This is a genomic window from Bradyrhizobium sp. UFLA05-109 (assembly GCF_054185165.1).
The window spans coordinates 61,774-79,524 of record NZ_JBBIAR010000013.1 but is presented as its reverse complement, the minus strand read 5'-3'; the positions used below and the strand labels follow the sequence as shown (position 1 = coordinate 79,524).

At 63.4% G+C, this 17,751-nt stretch carries 19 protein-coding genes and 1 pseudogene; 16 read left to right on the top strand and 4 right to left on the bottom strand.

Annotated features, from left to right (window positions below; translation table 11 throughout):
- The first annotated feature begins 249 nt into the window (after positions 1 to 249).
- Complete coding sequence (locus Q3C01_RS11970) at positions 250 to 603, top strand: cupin domain-containing protein (RefSeq protein WP_458145521.1); 354 nt, start codon at positions 250 to 252, stop codon at positions 601 to 603.
- 23 nt (positions 604 to 626) lie between these two features.
- Here Q3C01_RS11970 and Q3C01_RS11965 read toward each other — a convergent pair whose 3' ends face one another.
- Positions 627 to 1,139, bottom strand: coding sequence for a hypothetical protein (locus tag Q3C01_RS11965; RefSeq protein ID WP_458145520.1), 513 nt, complete (start codon positions 1,137 to 1,139; stop codon positions 627 to 629).
- 123 nt (positions 1,140 to 1,262) lie between these two features.
- Positions 1,263 to 2,414 (bottom strand): zinc-binding dehydrogenase, encoded by a 1,152-nt coding sequence (locus Q3C01_RS11960; RefSeq protein WP_458145519.1) that lies wholly within the window; start codon positions 2,412 to 2,414, stop codon positions 1,263 to 1,265.
- 228 nt (positions 2,415 to 2,642) lie between these two features.
- Between Q3C01_RS11960 and Q3C01_RS11955 the strand changes: the two genes are divergently transcribed.
- The 7 genes and pseudogenes from Q3C01_RS11955 to Q3C01_RS11925 all read left to right on the top strand — a co-directional run bounded on the left by Q3C01_RS11955 (position 2,643) and on the right by Q3C01_RS11925 (position 9,867).
- Positions 2,643 to 3,881, top strand: a complete 1,239-nt coding sequence (locus tag Q3C01_RS11955) for an MFS transporter (protein ID WP_458145610.1) — start codon at positions 2,643 to 2,645, stop codon at positions 3,879 to 3,881.
- A gap of 88 nt (positions 3,882 to 3,969) precedes the next feature.
- Positions 3,970 to 5,130, top strand: a complete 1,161-nt coding sequence (locus tag Q3C01_RS11950; protein WP_458145518.1) for an MFS transporter — start codon at positions 3,970 to 3,972, stop codon at positions 5,128 to 5,130.
- A 94-nt stretch (positions 5,131 to 5,224) separates the two neighbouring features.
- On the top strand, positions 5,225 to 5,836 hold the full coding sequence (locus tag Q3C01_RS11945; protein ID WP_027527896.1) for a PilZ domain-containing protein: 612 nt from the start codon (positions 5,225 to 5,227) through the stop codon (positions 5,834 to 5,836).
- 330 nt (positions 5,837 to 6,166) lie between these two features.
- Positions 6,167 to 6,793, top strand: a complete 627-nt coding sequence (locus Q3C01_RS11940; RefSeq protein WP_458145517.1) for a transglutaminase-like cysteine peptidase — start codon at positions 6,167 to 6,169, stop codon at positions 6,791 to 6,793.
- Between the two features lie 217 nt (positions 6,794 to 7,010).
- Complete coding sequence (pdxR, locus tag Q3C01_RS11935; protein ID WP_458145516.1) at positions 7,011 to 8,498, top strand: MocR-like pyridoxine biosynthesis transcription factor PdxR; 1,488 nt, start codon at positions 7,011 to 7,013, stop codon at positions 8,496 to 8,498.
- A 100-nt stretch (positions 8,499 to 8,598) separates the two neighbouring features.
- A pseudogene (locus tag Q3C01_RS11930) lies at positions 8,599 to 9,227 on the top strand (FMN-binding negative transcriptional regulator).
- Positions 9,228 to 9,525: 298 nt separating this feature from the next.
- The gene (locus Q3C01_RS11925) at positions 9,526 to 9,867 is read left to right on the top strand and encodes a hypothetical protein (protein ID WP_458145515.1); all 342 of its coding nucleotides are present in this window, start codon (positions 9,526 to 9,528) and stop codon (positions 9,865 to 9,867) included.
- A 277-nt stretch (positions 9,868 to 10,144) separates the two neighbouring features.
- Here the strand turns inward: Q3C01_RS11925 and Q3C01_RS11920 are convergent, their stop codons facing one another.
- On the bottom strand, positions 10,145 to 10,864 hold the full coding sequence (locus Q3C01_RS11920) for a GntR family transcriptional regulator (protein WP_458145514.1): 720 nt from the start codon (positions 10,862 to 10,864) through the stop codon (positions 10,145 to 10,147).
- Between the two features lie 288 nt (positions 10,865 to 11,152).
- Between Q3C01_RS11920 and Q3C01_RS11915 the strand changes: the two genes are divergently transcribed.
- The 6 genes from Q3C01_RS11915 (at position 11,153) to Q3C01_RS11890 (ending at position 16,706) form a co-directional block, all read left to right on the top strand.
- Positions 11,153 to 12,139 (top strand): ABC transporter ATP-binding protein, encoded by a 987-nt coding sequence (locus Q3C01_RS11915; protein ID WP_458145513.1) that lies wholly within the window; start codon positions 11,153 to 11,155, stop codon positions 12,137 to 12,139.
- A gap of 44 nt (positions 12,140 to 12,183) precedes the next feature.
- Positions 12,184 to 13,473: an ABC transporter substrate-binding protein gene (locus Q3C01_RS11910; protein ID WP_458145512.1), complete on the top strand. Its 1,290-nt coding sequence runs from the start codon at positions 12,184 to 12,186 to the stop codon at positions 13,471 to 13,473.
- On the top strand, positions 13,473 to 14,429 hold the full coding sequence (locus Q3C01_RS11905) for an ABC transporter permease (RefSeq protein WP_458145609.1): 957 nt from the start codon (positions 13,473 to 13,475) through the stop codon (positions 14,427 to 14,429). The genes Q3C01_RS11910 and Q3C01_RS11905 overlap by 1 nt, the downstream gene beginning before the upstream one ends.
- Entirely contained in the window at positions 14,429 to 15,307 is an 879-nt protein-coding gene (locus tag Q3C01_RS11900; protein ID WP_458145511.1) for an ABC transporter permease, read from the top strand. Before Q3C01_RS11905 ends, Q3C01_RS11900 begins: the two co-directional genes overlap by 1 nt.
- A gap of 4 nt (positions 15,308 to 15,311) precedes the next feature.
- The gene (locus Q3C01_RS11895) at positions 15,312 to 16,043 is read left to right on the top strand and encodes an aspartate/glutamate racemase family protein (RefSeq protein WP_458145510.1); all 732 of its coding nucleotides are present in this window, start codon (positions 15,312 to 15,314) and stop codon (positions 16,041 to 16,043) included.
- A 165-nt stretch (positions 16,044 to 16,208) separates the two neighbouring features.
- Entirely contained in the window at positions 16,209 to 16,706 is a 498-nt protein-coding gene (locus Q3C01_RS11890; RefSeq protein WP_458145509.1) for a hypothetical protein, read from the top strand.
- Between the two features lie 226 nt (positions 16,707 to 16,932).
- On the opposite strand, the gene Q3C01_RS11885 is transcribed toward Q3C01_RS11890, so the two are convergent.
- A complete protein-coding gene (locus tag Q3C01_RS11885; RefSeq protein WP_458145508.1) occupies positions 16,933 to 17,262 on the bottom strand; it encodes a hypothetical protein in 330 nt (109 codons plus the stop codon).
- A 96-nt stretch (positions 17,263 to 17,358) separates the two neighbouring features.
- Here Q3C01_RS11885 and Q3C01_RS11880 point away from each other — a divergent pair, with 96 nt between their 5' ends.
- Both Q3C01_RS11880 and Q3C01_RS11875 read left to right on the top strand, forming a co-directional pair.
- Complete coding sequence (locus tag Q3C01_RS11880) at positions 17,359 to 17,586, top strand: hypothetical protein (protein WP_458145507.1); 228 nt, start codon at positions 17,359 to 17,361, stop codon at positions 17,584 to 17,586.
- Positions 17,583 to 17,750: a hypothetical protein gene (locus tag Q3C01_RS11875; protein WP_458145506.1), complete on the top strand. Its 168-nt coding sequence runs from the start codon at positions 17,583 to 17,585 to the stop codon at positions 17,748 to 17,750. The genes Q3C01_RS11880 and Q3C01_RS11875 overlap by 4 nt, the downstream gene beginning before the upstream one ends.
- Position 17,751: the final 1 nt, after the last annotated feature.

Genomic DNA, 17,751 nt, shown 5'->3' with positions numbered 1-17,751 from the left:
CTAAGTCAACGAACCTGCACGGCGGCAACCCAGGGTTCCGACCCTGATTTGAGCAGCCATACGCGTAGGCTGGGTTGGCCCAAGGCATAACCCACCTCGTCTTCCGTGCGCTAACCAAAACGATGGGTTACGCTTCGCTAACCCCACCCTACGGCGCCTCGCTCGCAGCACGCCACGAATGGACCTTGTCGCGTCAGCAGTTCGATCCCAAGTCGTTACTGCACGAAATCAACGCGACACGGGTGACACATGGCCGACAAGATATCGCTCGCCGACAAGCTCGCGACCTTCGGGGATTTCTGGTCGCCGCGCACCGTCGCCACCTTCAACGACTGCGACGTGATGGTGGTGAAGGTGAAGGGAGAATTCACCTGGCACAAGCACGATGACACCGATGATTTCTTTCTCGTCCTGAAGGGCAGCCTCGACATCGAATTGCGTGATCGCACGGTCACGCTCAAGCCGGGTGAGCTCTACATCGTCCCCCAGGGGGTCGAACATCGGCCCATGGCGCGTGAAGAGGTTCATCTTCTGTTGATTGAGCCGACCGGCACGCCGAACACCGGTGACAAGGCGACTGCGGCTCCACGCAAGCTCGCCTGAACGGCAGATTGCTCCATCTGACGCTAATCCCGAAAGGTCGCCAGCTTGCTGAAGCCGCCAAGTAGCCTTGCTTTGGCCTGCGCAACATAGTCCCGCGCCGCACGGCTCAAGGCGCGGACGACCCGCCAAGCCTCGGTTGCTTGCAACCACGCCCTCACCTCGGCGAACTTCCCATAGGCCCAGGCAAAAGCCGGAATCCTCATCAGCTTGTCACGCGTGAGGTGGAACAGGCGCTCGACCAGAACGAGCTTGAGCAGTTCGCCGATGATGAACGCCACCGCGCCGCTGACAAACTGCCCCGTTGCGGCGAGGTAGGCTGCGATGGGCTTGATCGGCTCGAGGATGATCACAGGCACGGAAAACAGGGCGAGCGACGGATAAGGCGGCAGCGATCTGATCCAGGCCCGCAACCGCTTGAATTCCAGGTGCCGCCCAAGCCAGCGCGATATGGGCCTCGCCACGGCCATGAAAACCGCGTCCACCAGGAAGTAGACGGCAGCAAGGATGTAAGTGACGGGTTCCAGGATACGCTTCACAGTCATTCTCCCGCCAAGTGAAAGTCGGAACTTGGACCTAAGTTTCACCCCGGCGTGGACATCTCGCGGATTCCTGATGGAACTTTCAGGGCGGCGAAGCCTTTCTCCGCGTCTCCGCTCTTCTTATTCCACCAACTCCGGCCACGGCACGATGGTCGATTTCACCGTTTTCATCGCCATCGCGTCCGCCACCGCCTGCGCGACGCCCTGTTCCGTGAACGGATAGATCGTCTGCATCTTCAGCCATGGATATTTGCCCGCCGTGCGGTAGAGCATGTCGACGCCGAGCGGCAGATCGTTGCCGGTAAAGCCCCAGGAGCCCAGCACGTTGAGGTCCTTGGTGCAGATGCGATGCCAGGAGGTCTCGATCGATCCGGCATCCGTGAACTGGCCCATCTCGACATAGGTTCCGCCATCGCGCAGCATTTCGACGCCTTCGGGGCCGGCCGAGGGGTGGCCAGAACAGTCCATCACGAGATCGGCACCGAAACCGCCGACGATGTCGCGCACGGCCTTGATGCGATCTTGCGGCATCTTCAGCTCCTCGATGTTCACCGTCGTCTCCGCGCCGAACTCGCGCGCCAGCTTGAGCCGCGGCTCTTCCGGCGCGCCGACGCAGACTACGCGTCCCGCTCCCATCTCCCGCGCAGCCGCGACCGCCAGAATGCCGATAGGACCCGCCCCCTGGATCACGACCGTGTCGCCCCAGGTGAAGCCACCGGCGCGACTCGCGCGGTTGAAGGCGCGGATGCAGGACGTCAGCGGCTCGGACAGCGCGCCGAGCCGCAGCGACATGTCGTCGGGCAGCTTGTAGATCTTGGTGCCCGGCAGCATGTCGAGATCGACATAGACATATTCGGCCCAGCCGCCCCACAGATGCGGCGCCTTGTCGAAGCCGAGATAGCGGCCGTAATAGACCGGCGTCAGGCACTTGTTGGCCGTCGCCGGATAATGGATGCAGTAGTAGCAATGGCCGCAGGGCATCAGCGGCGGGATCATCACTTTCGATCCGACGCGGAGCGGCTTGCTCATGAAATCTTCGGTGAACTCCTCGCCGCATTCGACGATGACGCCGCCGAGCTCATGTCCGAGCGTGAACGGCCAGGGCAATGGTTTGGGCCAATGCCCCTTGAGAATGTGCAGGTCGGTGCCGCAGACGCCGCAGGCGCCGACCTTGATCAGCGCCGCTTTCCTCCCGACCTTCGGCCACGGCACGGTGCGGATGACAGGTTCACTGCCCGGCCCGGCGTGTGTGCATACGCGGATTGACTCCATGGCTATTTCCTCACTGCCCGTCTTGTGTTGAATGTCGCAGGCTGCGATGGAGCCTATGTGAGGTTCAACGCGATGCCAACCGCGGCGCCAGCGGAGCTGGCGCATGGAGCGGAATGCGGGGCCGCCTGCTCCCGGATTTCGCTCCGCTCCATCCGGGCTGCAAGGCCGCTCGACGAAGGTGTCAGACTGTAATCCCCGCCAAATTCTTACCCAGGTCATCGATTGAATATTCACAACCCCACGAAACCGGCGGCTGCACCGAGTTCGTTCGCAGCAATGCAGTCGCGCCCCTATCGGGCGCAGTTCGTGGCTTACGTGCTGGCCATGATGGCCGACAACATCGAGCACGTGATCAGTTATTGGGTGGTGTTCCAGAAATTTCACTCCCCGGCGCTGGCTGGCTTTGCGGTGCTGTCGCACTGGTTGCCGTTCCTGCTGTTCTCCGTCGCGACCGGCAGCCTCGCCGACCGCTTCGATCCGCGCCGCATCATCCAGTGCGGGATGCTGCTGTTCATCGTTGCCTCCACCGGATGGGGCATCTTCTTCATCACCGATACGATCCAGATGTGGCACGCGATGCTGCTGCTGGTCATCCATGGCTGCGCGGGCGTCCTGTGGCAGACGCCGAACCAGCTCCTGCTCTACGACCTCGTTGGACCTGCCGATCTGCCGAGCGCGGTGCGGCTGAATGCGATGGCGCGCTATCTCGGCATCCTGGTCGGCCCTGCCGTGGGCGCCGTCATCATGCTGACGCTGGGCGCCTCGCACGGCATCATCTTCAATACGTTGTTCTACCTGCCCATGCTGCTCTGGCTGTTCTGGGCGCCCGCGCGGGACAAAAGCGTCGCAGCGGGGCGCTTCGCCGTCCGCGGCTTGGCCGACATCGTGCTGACGATCCGCTCCATCGGCACGCAGCCGGTGCTGACTGCGATGACATGGCTGGCCGGGCTCACATCCTTCATGATCGGCAACGCCTACCACGCGCAGATGCCGGGCTTTGCCGGCGATCTCGGCCATGGCGATCCCGGCGTGTCCTACAGCGTGCTTCTGGCGGCCGACGCCGCTGGCGCGCTGCTCGCCGGCATCGCGCTGGAATCGTGGGGACGGCTCAAGGGCACGCCGCGGACCGCGATCTCGTTGGCTATGCTGTGGAGCATCTCGCTGCTCGCCTTCGCGTCCGTGCGGATCTATCCGCTGGCGATCGTGCTGCTGTTTGCCGCGGGCTTCTTCGAGCTGTCGTTCAACACCATGGCGCAGGCGCTGGTGCAGCTCAACGCGCCGGCCGATATCCGCGGACGCGTCGTCGGCCTGTTCAATATGGCCGGGCTCGGAATGCGGGCCTTCAGCGGCATCACCGTCGGCCTGTTCGGCGCGGCGATCGGCATTCACTGGTCGCTCGCCCTGTCGGCCGCCGTCCTGCTGGCGCTGCTGCTCGTCCTTTATTGGCGCGCGACGCAGAAGGGTTAGACCGTCCCAGCTCGAGGGACCCCCTGTCCGTTGACACGCCTCTCTCGCCGGCCCACGCTGACTGCAAAAGTCTCAACGGGGTGAGACGTTGCGCAATCGCTGGGGCATTCTTGCAATCCTGTTCACGGTGCGCCTCACCATGGCGTTCCAGTTCCAGAGCGTGGCTGCGGTCGCACCGCTCCTGGAACAGACCTTTGGCATCGGAATTGCCGACATCGGCCTCCTGATCGGCCTCTACTTCACGCCAGGCATCGTGCTGGCGCTGCCCGGCGGCGCGGTCGGCGCGCGGTTCGGCGACAAGAGCACCGCGCTCGTGGCCCTTGCCCTGATGATGACCGGCAGCTTCGCGATGGCGCTCGCGGGCGACTGGAGTTCGCAGATCGCAGGCCGGCTGATCGCCGGTGTCGGCGGCGTGCTGCTGAGCGTGCAGCTCACCAAGATGACCACGGACTGGTTTGCGGGCAAAGAGATCGCAACCGCCATGGGCATTGTCATCAATTCCTGGCCAACGGGAATCGCGCTCTCGCTCCTGACATTGCCCGCGATTGGCACGGCGGGCGGCACCGGCGCGGTGTTCATGACCGTCTGCGCCGTGCTCGCCATAGGTATCGTCCTGATGCTGCTCTACCGGCCCCCGCCCGAGAGCGGGACGGCAGCGACGACATCGGCACATCTCGATCGGCGGACGGTGACCGCGGTGATGATCGCCGGCGCGATCTGGGGCCTGTTCAATGTCGGCTTTGCCATGATCCTGTCGTTTGGCCCGTCGCTGCTGGTCGAGCGAGGGTGGACCGTGGCGGCGGCAGGCTCTGTGATCAGCCTCGCTTTGTGGATCTCGGCCGTCTCCGTCCCGCTCGGAGGTGTTCTGGCCGACCGGACCGGGCGGCCGCTCATCCTGCTCGTCGGCGGCAGCCTCGCCCTTGCGCTGCTGCTGGTGCTTTTGACCCGATCCGGTGCCGTGATCGCGACCGTTATCGCGATTGGTCTCGCCTCTGGCCAGCCGGCCGGACCGATCATGAGCCTGCCGGCGCGCGTGCTCGCACCGCGGACGCGCGCGATCGGGATGGGACTGTTCCTCACCGTGTTCTATTCCGCAATGATGCTCGGACCAGTGGTCGCCGGACGGCTCGCCGGCTGGGCCGGAAGCGCGGCGGCGGCCCTCGATCTTGGCGCCGCCGCGTTGCTCGCCTGCCCACCTCTATTATGGCTTTTCGAGCGCGTCGCCGCCCAGCGCGCGCAGCCCACCTGACCTATTCTGAACGTCTCGCCCATCCCGCTAACGGCGCGTTAACCCTGTGCGCCTTAGGGTCGTTGGGACTCCGCCCGGGGGTCGGGTAGTGAAAATGGCGTTGGCGAACAAAAAATTTCTTCCTGCCGCCGAAGAGCGTCGGCGTTTCCAGCGGGTGAAAGTACATCTGCTCGGCCGCTATATGCTGCCGGACCGCCGTGAATTCCCCTGCCAGGTGATCAACATGTCACCGGGCGGCCTCGCTTTGCTCGCCCCAGGCATCGGCAATGTCGGCGACCGTGTGGTCGCCTATCTCGACCATATCGGCCGCGTCGAGGGCAAGATCACCCGGATCATCGACAACGGCTTCGCCATGACGATCGGGGCAACGCCCCGCAAGCGCGACAAGCTCGCGGCCCAGCTTACCTGGCTTGCCAACCGCGACATCCTCAATCTGCCGGAGGATCGCCGCCACGACCGTATCGTACCTCGCAACCCGATCGCGGTGCTCACGCTCGAGGACGGCACCAAGATGACCTGCCGTATCATCGACCTGTCGCTGTCCGGCGCCGCCATTGCCGCAGAGAACCGGCCTCCGCTGAAATCGCAGGTCATGCTCGGCCGCGTCCAGGGCCGCGTGGTCAGAAATCTCGAGGATGGCTTCGCGCTGGAGTTCGTTCACGAGCAGCCGGTCGAGACTCTCGAAGAGAGCGTTACCGCGCGGTAAAGCGCAATCGCCTGAAAAATCCAGCAATCGAACCGAAAAGGCGGCCTCCGCAACGCGGACGCCGCCTTTTTTACATCTCGCGCGCGAGCGCGTGCCGGTTAATGCGGGCGACAGCGCAGCGCAAAAACGCTGAGTTCTCCGGACCTAGCGCGTTAATGTCTACAATTTTATTCAATTCCAGTATTCTCAAATTTTAGTCGAATTCTGCTCAAGTCTAAATCGAATTCAGCGCTCGTTTTACTTGCATTCGTCTCGATTTGACTTGGCCCATTTAGCGGCAACGCAAAAGCTTCGTGCGAATTGTGGTCCCAACAAGAAACGGGGGCCACGATGTTCGACTTCAGGGGACAGGGGAAAGAGCTGGCGGTTGCCGCCATGCTCTTCGGGATCAGCGCAACGGCGCAGGCCGGCGAAGGCCGCCTGCTCTATGCGAGCCTCGGCGACAATACGCGTGCGCCGATCGGCTGGGTCGAGTTCTGTGCCGACAATGCTGCCCAATGCCAGGGCGGTCCGTCGCAGCCGCGCGACATCGTGATGTCGCAGACGGCATGGCGCGATCTGCTGAAGGTCAATCGCTGGGTCAACGAGACCGTGAAGCCTTTGACCGACATGGAGCACTGGGGCGTGATCGAGAAGTGGTCGTTGCCGACCGACGGCTACGGCGACTGCGAGGACTATGTGCTGTTGAAGCGCAAGATGCTGATCGATGCCGGATGGCCGCGCGAGGCCCTGCTGATCACCGTGGTGCGCGACAAGAAGGGTGAAGGACACGCGGTGCTGACGGTCAAGACCGACAAGGGCGAGTTCATTCTCGACAATCAGAACGAGAATGTCGTCGCCTGGACCGAGACCGGCTACCGCTTCGTCAAGCGCCAGTCGCAGAGCGATCCCAACGTCTGGGTTTCGCTCGGCGATACCAAGCCGGCGGTTTCTACCGCCAGCGCCAAGGATCAATAGTTAGCAAGGAACGAGTTACGCGACCCGGTCACATCCCCACCCCTCCCCGTCCCAGACCGGTTCGCGCGCGGCCAGCCATCCCCCAATGGCTGGCCGCAATCTTTTTGGGCCAGCGATAACTGCTTCCCGCAACTCCATCCCTCATAGAGACAGCTTGGCATTCGATTCGAATGGCCACAAACTGGCTTTGCCGATCAGCCGCATTTGTGAACTTTCGATGGTCCAGACAGAAGCGCCCGGTGCGCAGCGCACCCGAAAAATGGGAGCGCGCCAGATCTACGAAGCGCTCAGGGAGCAGATCCTGGCACGCGTGTACGGCGCCGATGGGCTGCTGCCCTCGTCCCGCGCGCTTGCCGGAGAGCTCGGCGTATCGCGCTCGACCGTGACGGTTGCCTACGAGCAACTCGCGGCGGAGGGCTTCATCGACGTCCGGCATGGCGCAAGGCCGCGCGTTGCGAGAGCTGTTGCCGAAACCCGGACCGTGGACGCCAGGTCGCCGTCGTCGCGAAAGGCGCGACTGTCGAGCTACGGCGAGCGATTGAGACAATTCACGCCGCGCCCCAGGGACCAAGCTCGCAAGCTCATCGCGAACTTTCGCTACGGTGATCTCTCACCGACGGACTTTCCGGTGCTGGCGTGGAAGAGAGCCATGGCCGCAGCGATCACGCAGCGGCCGGAAAAACTGACCTACGACGATCCTTGCTGCTCGCGGCGGCTGCGGACGGCACTGCAAGGCTATCTCTGGCGGTCGCGGGCGGTGCGATGCGAGGTTGATCAGATCATCGTCGTGAACGGCTCGCAGCAGGGGCTAGATCTGTGCGCGCGGCTTCTGCTCGATGGCGGCGACCGGTTCATCATGGAAGATCCCGGCTACCTGATGGCACGTCATGTCTTCTCGGTCACCGGGGCGCTCGCAGTCTCAATTCCGGTGGACGCGGACGGGCTGGATACCGAGCAGCTTGCGAAGATCGAAGCACGGCTGGCTTACGTGACGCCGTCGCATCAGTTTCCGCTTGGCGGCGTCATGCCAATCGGGCGCCGGCACCAATTGCTCGCCTGGGCAAGAAAGTTCGACGCCTACATGATCGAGGACGACTACGACAGCGAGTACCGTTACGACACCAAACCTGTCCCCCCGCTGCACGCTCTCGAAGGCAGCGAGAACGTCATCTATCTCGGGACGGTCTCCAAGACGCTCTCCCCCACGCTGCGGATCGGCTATCTCGTCGTACCGCAAGGACTCCAGTCCGTTTTCGTCGCAGCCAAGCAGCTCATGGACAGGCACACACCGCTGGCCGAGCAGGACGCACTCGCGACGATGCTCGATACCGGCGCATATGACCGCCATGTCAGGCGCGTCCGGCGACGCAATGGCGAGCGCCGGCACATTCTCCTCGATGCCCTGCGTCGCAGATTTGGCGAGCGAATCCAGATCGACGGCGCCGCGGCCGGCTTGCACGTCGTGGTCTGGTTTCGCGATCTCCCCCGCACGTCCGAAGCGGCGCTGATTGAAGCCGCTCTCGCCAAAGGGATCGGCATCTACCCCGTTTCGCCGCTATTCGATCAACGGCAGCAGGCGCGCCGGCCTGGACCGAATGTCGTCGGGCTCGTCATGGGCTACGCCGCGCTGGAGGCCCGCCAGATCGAGCGCGGCTGCCAGCTCCTGGCTGTCGTGGTGGATCAACTGCGCTCGACGCGTCGCTAAGCGCAGGTCGCGACAACTGGATTACCAAAATCTTCGATAACTGGTAGTTTCCAGCCTACCAGCTCGAGGGGTATCTCCGGGCCGAGACCGGAGAACCGCCATGTATGTGCCCCCTGCCTTCAGGATGACGATATCGAGAGCATCCGCGCAACCATCCGCTCCGCCCGCCTCGCCAATCTGGTCACGGCGACTGCTGAAGGGCCGGTCGCGACACCCCTACCGCTCTTCCTGGATGAGACCGAAGGCGAGCGCGGCGTGCTGTACGGACACCTGGCGAAGGCCAATCCGCAATGGCGTGCCGCGCCCACCGGTGAGGCTCTCGCGATCTTCATGGGTCCGGAAGCCTATGTGACGCCTTCCTGGTACGTCACCAAGCAGGAAACCGGAAAGGTGGTGCCGACATGGAATTATATCGCAGTCCACGCCTATGGCCCGGTTGAGTTCTTCGAGGAGAGCGAACGTCTGCTCGAGGTGGTCACGCGGCTGACCAACCTGCATGAGGCGTCGCGCGCCAAGCCCTGGGCTGTCGGCGAAGCACCTGCCGATTTCATCGCCGCGCAGCTGCGCGGGATCGTCGGTGTGCGCATCCCCGTGAGCCGGTTCGAAGGCAAACGCAAGATGAGCCAGAACCGTCCCGCCGCCGACCGCACCGGCGTTGCTGCCGGCCTCGCGACAAGCGAGAATCTGCGGGATCGGGAAGTGTCCTCCCTTATTCCGGTTGAGACCTAGGGCGCGCGTGGCGGCGAAAGCCGCCACGCTTTCGGGTATGTGACGCCGCCTGGGAACCGAAACCTTTTTAACATAGGTGAATTGAGAATGGGGGCTCGCGAGCGGTGTGAGGCGAGCCATGCAGTTCCTGTCGCCGGGTGACGTGTTTCTGATGTCGGTGATCACCGGCCTCGTTTTCCTCGTCGAGGTCGGATTTTTCATTCTATTCGGCATCATTTGACGTCAGCGCGAAAACTGTTCCGAAGAACGGAACAGCCGACCTCCGAGATCGTTCAATTGCGGCTGGAGGATCTCCACCATGCGCGTAATCGATCGCGTGTCGCTTCGCAGTCCGACTGAGCTTCGCAGCCGCATCGTAGACGAGCACATCGCCCAATCGTTTGCGCAGTTACGCATCTCGTTGGACCTCCTGAAGCACAAAGTGCCGAGGACATGGGGATGGATCGACTATCGTGCCTATGTAATGCAGCCTGGCGGACATATTGCCGGCCGCATTGATCTTACATGCGCCGACGACGCAACCGCGAAACTGAAAGCGGAGATGCTGGCAGGTCACGAGGTGATAGAGCTATGGCAGGGTTTTCGTCGCGTCGCTCGCTTTGAGCCGACGCATTTTGCGCCCGAGCTTGAAGAGACATGAAAAATCCCTCGCCCGGAATGCGCAGGGCCCTGCGTCAGGCTCAGCTCTACGGGCATCTCATTGTCCGAAACGACAGGCTGTATCACCCAGGAGGCAATCATCCGATTTGCTCCGTTCAGACCGCGCGGGAGATGGTCAGGTCCGGGTGGATGAGGAAGCGAAACGGCGAATACGAGATCACACAAGACGGACAGCTCGCCGTCGATAGTGAAAGCTTGCATTGACGCCGGTCCTCGGGCCTGGGCCCACCGACCGCTGGAGGCTCGCGATCCGCGCCTCAGGCGCCAAGCACGTCGGAAAGCCGCGGTTCGTCAGCGGCCGGCTCTTTCAGAAACAGCTCGGCCTCGATCTCCGTGAGATGTGACAGCATCAGCTCGCGCGCCTGCGACTTGTCCTGCCTGCGGATCGCGGAGACGATCTCGGCATGATGGCTGGTGCCGCAGGCGGGCGTGTCGTGGCGGCGATAGAGCAGGATGATCAGCGAGGAGCGCGCGATCAGCTCCTTGAGAAAACCGGCATAGATGCTGTGACCGGACATCTCGGCGACCAGCCGGTGAAACTCGCCGGACAGCCGGATCGAGGCCCTGGCGTCGCCGCGGGTTTCCGCCGCATGCTCTTCGGCGAGATGTTGTTGCAGGCGCTCAAGCCAATCCGGCGATACCGCGTCGATGGCGTGATCGACGATCGATGGCTCGATCAGCCGCCGCGCCTGGAACACCTCGCGCGCATCGGCCGGCGTCGGCCGCGCAACGAATGCGCCGCGATTCTTCTCGATGCTGACGATCCCCTCATGCGCGAGCCGGTGCAGCGCGGTGCGGACCAGGGTGCGACTCGCGCCGTAGATCTCACCGATTTCGTCTTCGCCGAGCTTGGTGCCCGGCAGCAGCCGATGCTCGAGGATCGCTGTCGTGACGCCCTCCCGGATACGGCTGACGCGGTCGCTGCCATTGTCTGCTGCGAGCGATGTGTCAGACTTCGGTTGAGCTTTGGCGGCCATAGACTTTGGCTTGTTGTATGTGGGCTCGTTGATTTGGGGCTCGATCGTCAAATCAGGCTGCAAAGGTTAGTCGACCAGCCGTATCCAATGACAGGCGAAACTTTATACAATCCCTGACCATTTTGTGTGCACGATGCACCGTAGCGGCCACCGCCGCACCGCTCGGATTTGCGGTCTCCGGGCTAACGATCTGACATTGCTAGGCAGTTCCAAAAAAATGCCGCGGACTTCCGCTTGGCACGGGCCTTGCCGAGGGAAGGAGTAAATCGCCCTATCCCTGGGAGCCCCATGGCCCTTCCCGCCGCCCTCGAACTGGTCTCGGTCACCAAGCGCTATGACACGACGCTGGCGGTCGACAGCGTCAACCTCAAGATTCCGGCCGGCACCTATTGCTGCCTGCTCGGTCCCTCCGGCTGCGGCAAGACCTCGACGCTGCGCATGATCGCCGGCCACGAGGCGGTCAGCGAGGGTGACATCATCCTCGGCCCCCACAACGTCACCGACCTGCCGCCGGCCAAGCGCGGCACGGCGATGATGTTCCAGTCCTATGCGCTGTTTCCGCATCTCACCGTGCTCGACAACGTTGCCTTCGCGCTGAAGATGCGCGGCATCGATCGCGCGACGCGTCACAAGCGCGCCGGCGAGCTGCTCGAACTGGTGGCAATGACGCCCTATGCCGCGCGCCTGCCGGCGCAGCTCTCGGGCGGCCAGCAGCAGCGCGTGGCGCTTGCCCGCGCCCTGATCACCGAGCCTCAGATCCTGCTGCTCGACGAGCCGCTCTCTGCGCTCGATCCGTTCCTGCGCGTCAGGATGCGCGGCGAGTTGAAGCGGCTTCAGCGCGAGCTGGGCATCAGCTTCATCCAGGTCACGCACGGCCAGGAAGAGGCGATGGCGCTCGCCGACCACATTGTGGTCATGAACCAGGGACGCATCGAGCAGCAGGGCAGCGCCCGCGACATCTTCCACCATCCGCGCACCGAGTTCGTCGCGCGCTTCATCGGCGGACACAACGTGCTCTCGGATGCCGGCCAGATGATCGCGGTTCGCGCCGATCAGCTCGGCATCAAGCCGATCGCGGACGGCGCTTTCGGCGCGCCAGCGCTTTTGACCGAGACCGAGTACCAGGGCTCCTATGTCGCCGTCTCGCTCACGCTCGACGACGGCACCGCCCTGTTCTCCCATGTTCCCGAGTCCACCTTCGACGCCCACCCCTTCCGTCCAGGCGATCGCGTGCTGGCCACCTGGGATCCCGCCAAGGCGCAGCGTCTGCAATAGCGCCATCCAGTCCAGAAAATGCGCAACACAGAGGAGTGACCGACATGACAGAGACGACGAGGAAGACCGGCGTCAGCCGCCGCACATTGTTGAAGGGGACCGCGGGCCTCGCAGGTTTCGCCGCCGGCTCCGGCGCCATCACTGGCTTCCCCTACGTGATGTCGGCCGAGCCGAAAGTGCTGCGCTATCTCGGCACCGCCGTGAACGAGGGCGATGACATCTCCAAGCAGTGCCTGAAGGACACCGGCATCAAGATCGAATACATCACCGCGACGACCGATGACGTCACCAAGCGCGTGATGACCCAGCCGAACTCCTTCGACGTGCTCGACACCGAATATTTCTCGCTGAAGAAGCTCGTGCCCTCCGGCAACATCCTTGCCCTCGACGCCAAGAAGATCAAGGAATTCGACAACATCACTCCCGTCTTCACCAAGGGCGAGACGCCCGGCGGCAAGAAGATCGGCAATCAGGGCACCGCGCCATGGAAGGTGCTCTATCTCGAAGGCAAGGACTCCAAGACCTTCGCCAAGTCGGCGACCGAATTCGTGACGCTGATCCCCACCGTCTACAACGCCGACACGCTCGGCATCCGTCCCGATCTCATCAAGCGCCCGATCAGCTCGTGGGCCGAGCTGCTCAATCCCGAGTTCAAGGGCAAGGCCTCGATCCTCAACATCCCCTCGATTGGCATCATGGATGCGGCGATGGTCGTGGAAGCCACCGGCAAGTACAAATATGCCGACAAGGGCAACATGACCAAGGAAGAGATCGATCTCACCATGAAGGTGATGACCGAAGCCAAGAAGGCCGGTCAGTTCCGCGCCTTCTGGAAGGACTTCAACGAGAGCGTCAACCTGATGGCGTCGGGTGAGACCGTCATCCAGTCGATGTGGTCGCCGGCCGTGACCAAGGTCCGCTCCATGGGCATCGCCTGCACCTTCCAGCCGCTGAAGGAAGGCTACCGCTCGTGGGCCTCGGGCTTCTGCGTCTCCAAGGGCGTGTCGGGCGCGAAGCTCGACTGGGCCTACGAGTTCGTCAACTGGTTCCTGTCCGGCTACGCCGGCGCGTACCTCAACCGCCAAGGCTACTACTCCGCGGTGCTCTCGACCGCGAAGGCGCACATGGAGCCCTACGAGTGGGCCTACTGGATGGAAGGCAAGCCCGCCGAGAAGGACATCAAGGCGCCCGACGGCTCGCTTCTCGAGAAGGCCGGTGCCGTGCGCGACGGCGGTTCGTACGAGGACCGTATGGGCGGCGTCGCCTGCTGGAACGCGGTCATGGACGAGAACGACTACATGGTCCGCAAGTGGAACGAGTTCATCGCAGCGTGATGGACACGTCCGACGAGCACTTGCAACAGGCATCCCCGGGCCTCGCCCGGGGATCGGGACAGGCGCGCCAGAAAGCGGCGCGTCTGTCGCCTTCCTTCATCTCCTGGCTGCAGGCCGGGCCGATGATGCTCGTCTTCCTCGCCTTCTTCCTGATCCCGCTGGTGTTCGTCGTCATCGTCTCCTTCTGGGACTACAACGAATACCAGTTGCTGCCCGCCTTCTCCGGCCGCGGCTACACCGACACGTTCGAAGGCTGCATCGGGCAGCTCCCCGATCTCTGCACGATCGGCAAGACCTATGTGAAGACTTTGAAGCTGTGCTTCATGGTCTGGGCGATCACGCTGTTCGTCGGCTTCTGGGTCGCCTACTTCCTCGCCTTCCATATCAAGTCCAAAACCTGGCAGATGGGCCTGTCGCTGCTCTGCACGATCCCGTTCTGGACCTCGAACGTGATCCGCATGATCGCCTGGATTCCACTGCTCGGCCGCAACGGCCTCGTCAATTCCGGGTTGCTCAAGATCGGCGTGATCGACCAGCCGGTCGAATGGCTGCTCTATTCCGAATTCTCCGTGGTGCTCGCGCTCGTGCACCTCTTCACCTTCTTCATGGTGGTGCCGATCTTCAACTCGATGGTGCGCATCGACAAGTCACTGATCGAGGCCGCCTATGACGCCGGCGCCACCGGCTTCCAGACCCTCGTCAACGTCATCATCCCCCTTGCAAAACCCGGCATCGTGATCGGCTCGATCTTCGTCATCACCATCGTGATGGGCGACTTCATCACCATCGGCGTGATGGGCGGCCAGCAGATCGCCGCCGCCGGCAAGATCATCGAGACCCGGCTCAACGCGCTGCAATTCCCCGCGGCTGCTGCAAACGCCGTGATCCTGCTCGCGATCACCTTCCTGATCATCACCATGATGTCGCGCATCGTCGACATCCGGAAGGAGCTGTGATGAAGGAAGGACGCCCGCGCTCCTTCTACGTGCTCGCGATCTTCTTCGCGGCCTATGTGTTGTTTCTCTATGGCCCGATGATCGCGATCTACGTACTATCGTTCCAGGGCCCGCAGGGCGGCCTCACCTTCCCGATGAACGGGGTATCCACCTTCTGGCTGGCAAAGCTGTTCGAGGGTACCGGCATCGTCGATCTCGGGGCCGCCTTCCGCCGCTCGCTCCTACTCGGGCTGGTCGTGATGGCGGTCACCGTCGTGCTGTCGGTCGCCGCGGGCATGGCGTTCCGCCGCAGGTTCAAGGCGCAGAGCATCCTGTTCTATTCGGCGATCGCGAGCCTCATCGTTCCCTCCATCATCACCTCGCTCGGCATCTCCCTGGAATTCCGCATCATCGACGATCTCATCAAGGCGCATTGGAACGAGAATTTCGAGACCTCGATGGGCCTGCTCACCTCGGGCCTAGGTGCGCATCTGACCTGGACGCTGCCGTTCGGCCTGCTCATCATGTTCGCGATCTTCAACCGTTTCGACCCCAGGCTCGAGGAAGCCGCGCGCGATCTCGGCGCGACGCCCTGGCAGACCTTCCGCCACGTCGTGCTGCCGATCATCCTGCCCTCGGTGATCGGCATCGGGCTGTTCGGCTTCACATTGTCCTGGGACGAGCTCGCCCGCTCCAGCCAGGCGATCGGATCGGTGAACACGCTGCCGCTGGATCTCCAGGGCCTCACCACCACGGTGACGAAGCCCGACATCTATGCGCTCGGCACCATCATCTCCGCGGTCTCCTTTGCGGTGATCACGCTCGCGCTCGGCACCATCCACATGCTGAACAAGCGGCAGGCCGCAAAGGGATCGGATGCCGGCAAGGGACTGGTCTGACCTGATGCGGCTCCACGTCGTCAATCCCAACACCACGGCCGCGATGACGGCAAAGATCGCCACAGCCGCCCGCGCTGTCGCCTTGCCGGACACATTGATCGATGCCCGTCAGCCCGCGATGGGCCCGGTCTCGATCGAGGGCTTCTACGACGAGGCCTTCGCCGTGCCCGGCATGCTCGGCTGCATCCGCGAGGCCGACCGCGATGGCGCGGACGCCCACATCATCGCGTGTTTCGACGACACCGGCCTCGATGCGGCGCGTGCGATCGCCAAGGCACCGGTGATCGGCATCGGTGAAGCCGCGTTCCACATGGCGAGCCTGATCGCGGCGCGCTTCTCGGTGGTGACGACGCTCGGTGTCTCCATCGTGCCGATCGAGCATAATTTGCGTAAATACGGCCTCGCCGAGCGCTGCGCCCGCGTCCGTGCCGCCGAGGTCCCCGTGCTCGCGCTTGAGGCGCGCAATGCCGATGCGCTCGGCAAGATCTCCGGCGAGATCACGGCCGCGATCCGCGAGGACCGCACGGAGGCCATCGTCCTCGGCTGCGCCGGCATGGCCGACCTCGCCGGCGAGCTAGCGACCAAGCATGGCCTCCCGGTCGTCGACGGCGTCGCCGCAGCCGTCCCCCTCGCCGAGGCGCTCGTCCGGCTGGGACTGCAAACGTCGCGGCTGGGGCCCTATGCGGCGCCGCGGGCGAAGACGTATTCGGGACCGCTGAGCGGCTTTCAGCCCTGAATCCCGCGGCCCTAGCGGCCATATTCGGCCGCAACGGCCCTTTTTTGCCCCCGCAGCCTCTTTTTGGTCCTATTTCTTGCCGAAATGTAATGTTTTCGGGACGCCCCGGCGGCCGTTGCCGCTGGTCTTCGCCACTTCAGTTCATTTTTTTGGGCTTTGTCAGCGATGATTGATCTCGCACCGCGCGACGCGCGAACCAGCGCCTTGACCCGTCTCGGCAGCCAGCCGATCGCGCTCACGGCTGCGACCTTGCTCCTGCTCGTCACCGGGGTCACCTCGATCGCGATCTGGCGCGTCTATAGCGGCACCGCCCCGGAGTCCGACCGGGTGGTCACCACCCGGCTGCTGCAGGCCCGCACCGCACAGGCCTCCGAGCAACTCGTGGAGAAGACCAAGGGGCTGGAGGCGACCCAGCAGGAATCGATCGACCAGCTCCAGGTGGTGCAGGACCAGCTTCTGACGGTCAAACGTCTGCTTGCCTCGCAACAGGCCGACACCAAGCGCCTGTCGGAGCAGGTCGCGACCCTGACCGAATCCGTCGACGGGCTCAAACAGTCCTTCGCCAGCGCGCAGGCCACGGAGACCGAAACGCCGGCAGTTGGCCGCCGGAAAGCGGCGCGGCGCCATGCCAGCCTGCGCAAGCGGGGCAGATCGCGAAGCTGATTTGGCCGGCGGCGATTTGTTCCGGCCTGGTGCGCCAAAATTTTGCGTCATGTGAACTAGATCACATTCCCCCGTATGATTCCGCGTCATGCTGCGGGCTACCGGATGGCGTGAGCCAATTTCAATATCCGGGGCTGGCAAGGTCGTTGGCGGTATATTGCGTCAACGGCCTTGTTTTTTACGGCTGCTTTTCAAGCACTTAAGGGATTGGCCCATCCCTGCCGGCTCAGCAGCCGCGGCAGATGCTTTTCACCGTCTTGTCGATCTTCTTGTTCTCGGCATTGACCACCGAGTCGACTGACTTGTCTCCACTACCGGATCCCATGCCGACGGTCCCGCCGGAGGACTGTGCGGTGCCGAGGCTGTTCGTGCCGGGCGGCGGAGCAACCCCACTCGTCGCCCCGGTACCGCCCGGACCGTTGGCGGACGTCGCGCTGCTGCTTCCGCCCGTACCTCCGCTGCTTTGTGCGAACGAGGTCGTCGGCATTGCAAGGACCGCGAGACCAAGCATCGATACGAACATCGCTGCCGAAACTGTTGCAGGCAATCTCATCATCGGAAACTCTCCCTTTCGGGCACCAACGAAGGGCGCTCGGGCGCGTTCCGGAACATTTCCGTCACGCACGATTTGAAAAAGGAGGCGGCGACGATCATGCGCAAGCTGATCGCATTCGACGAGGACACGTTCGGCAAGCTCAAGCAGCTTGCGCGCGACCGCATGGAGACGCTTCAGGATCTGGCGGACGAGGCCTTCGCAGACCTCCTGGAAAAGCACGGCATACCGGCCGACCTGAAGGACGCGCTGCGCAAGAGTGCCAAGCTCGATCAGGCAAATGCCAAGCGAACCGCGCGTCCAAGATCCGGAAAGGCAAAGTCATGACGGCTGATCGCGATCCCTTCGCCGAAGGCGAGCGCGCCGCGCGCGAGAACATCCCGCGCGAGGCCAATCCCTATCAGGATGGCAGCGACGAACATGCGCTGTGGGCCGCTGGCCATGAAAAGATCGCCGGATCCCGCGAGGCCCGGGAGTCCGAAGGGAGCTGAC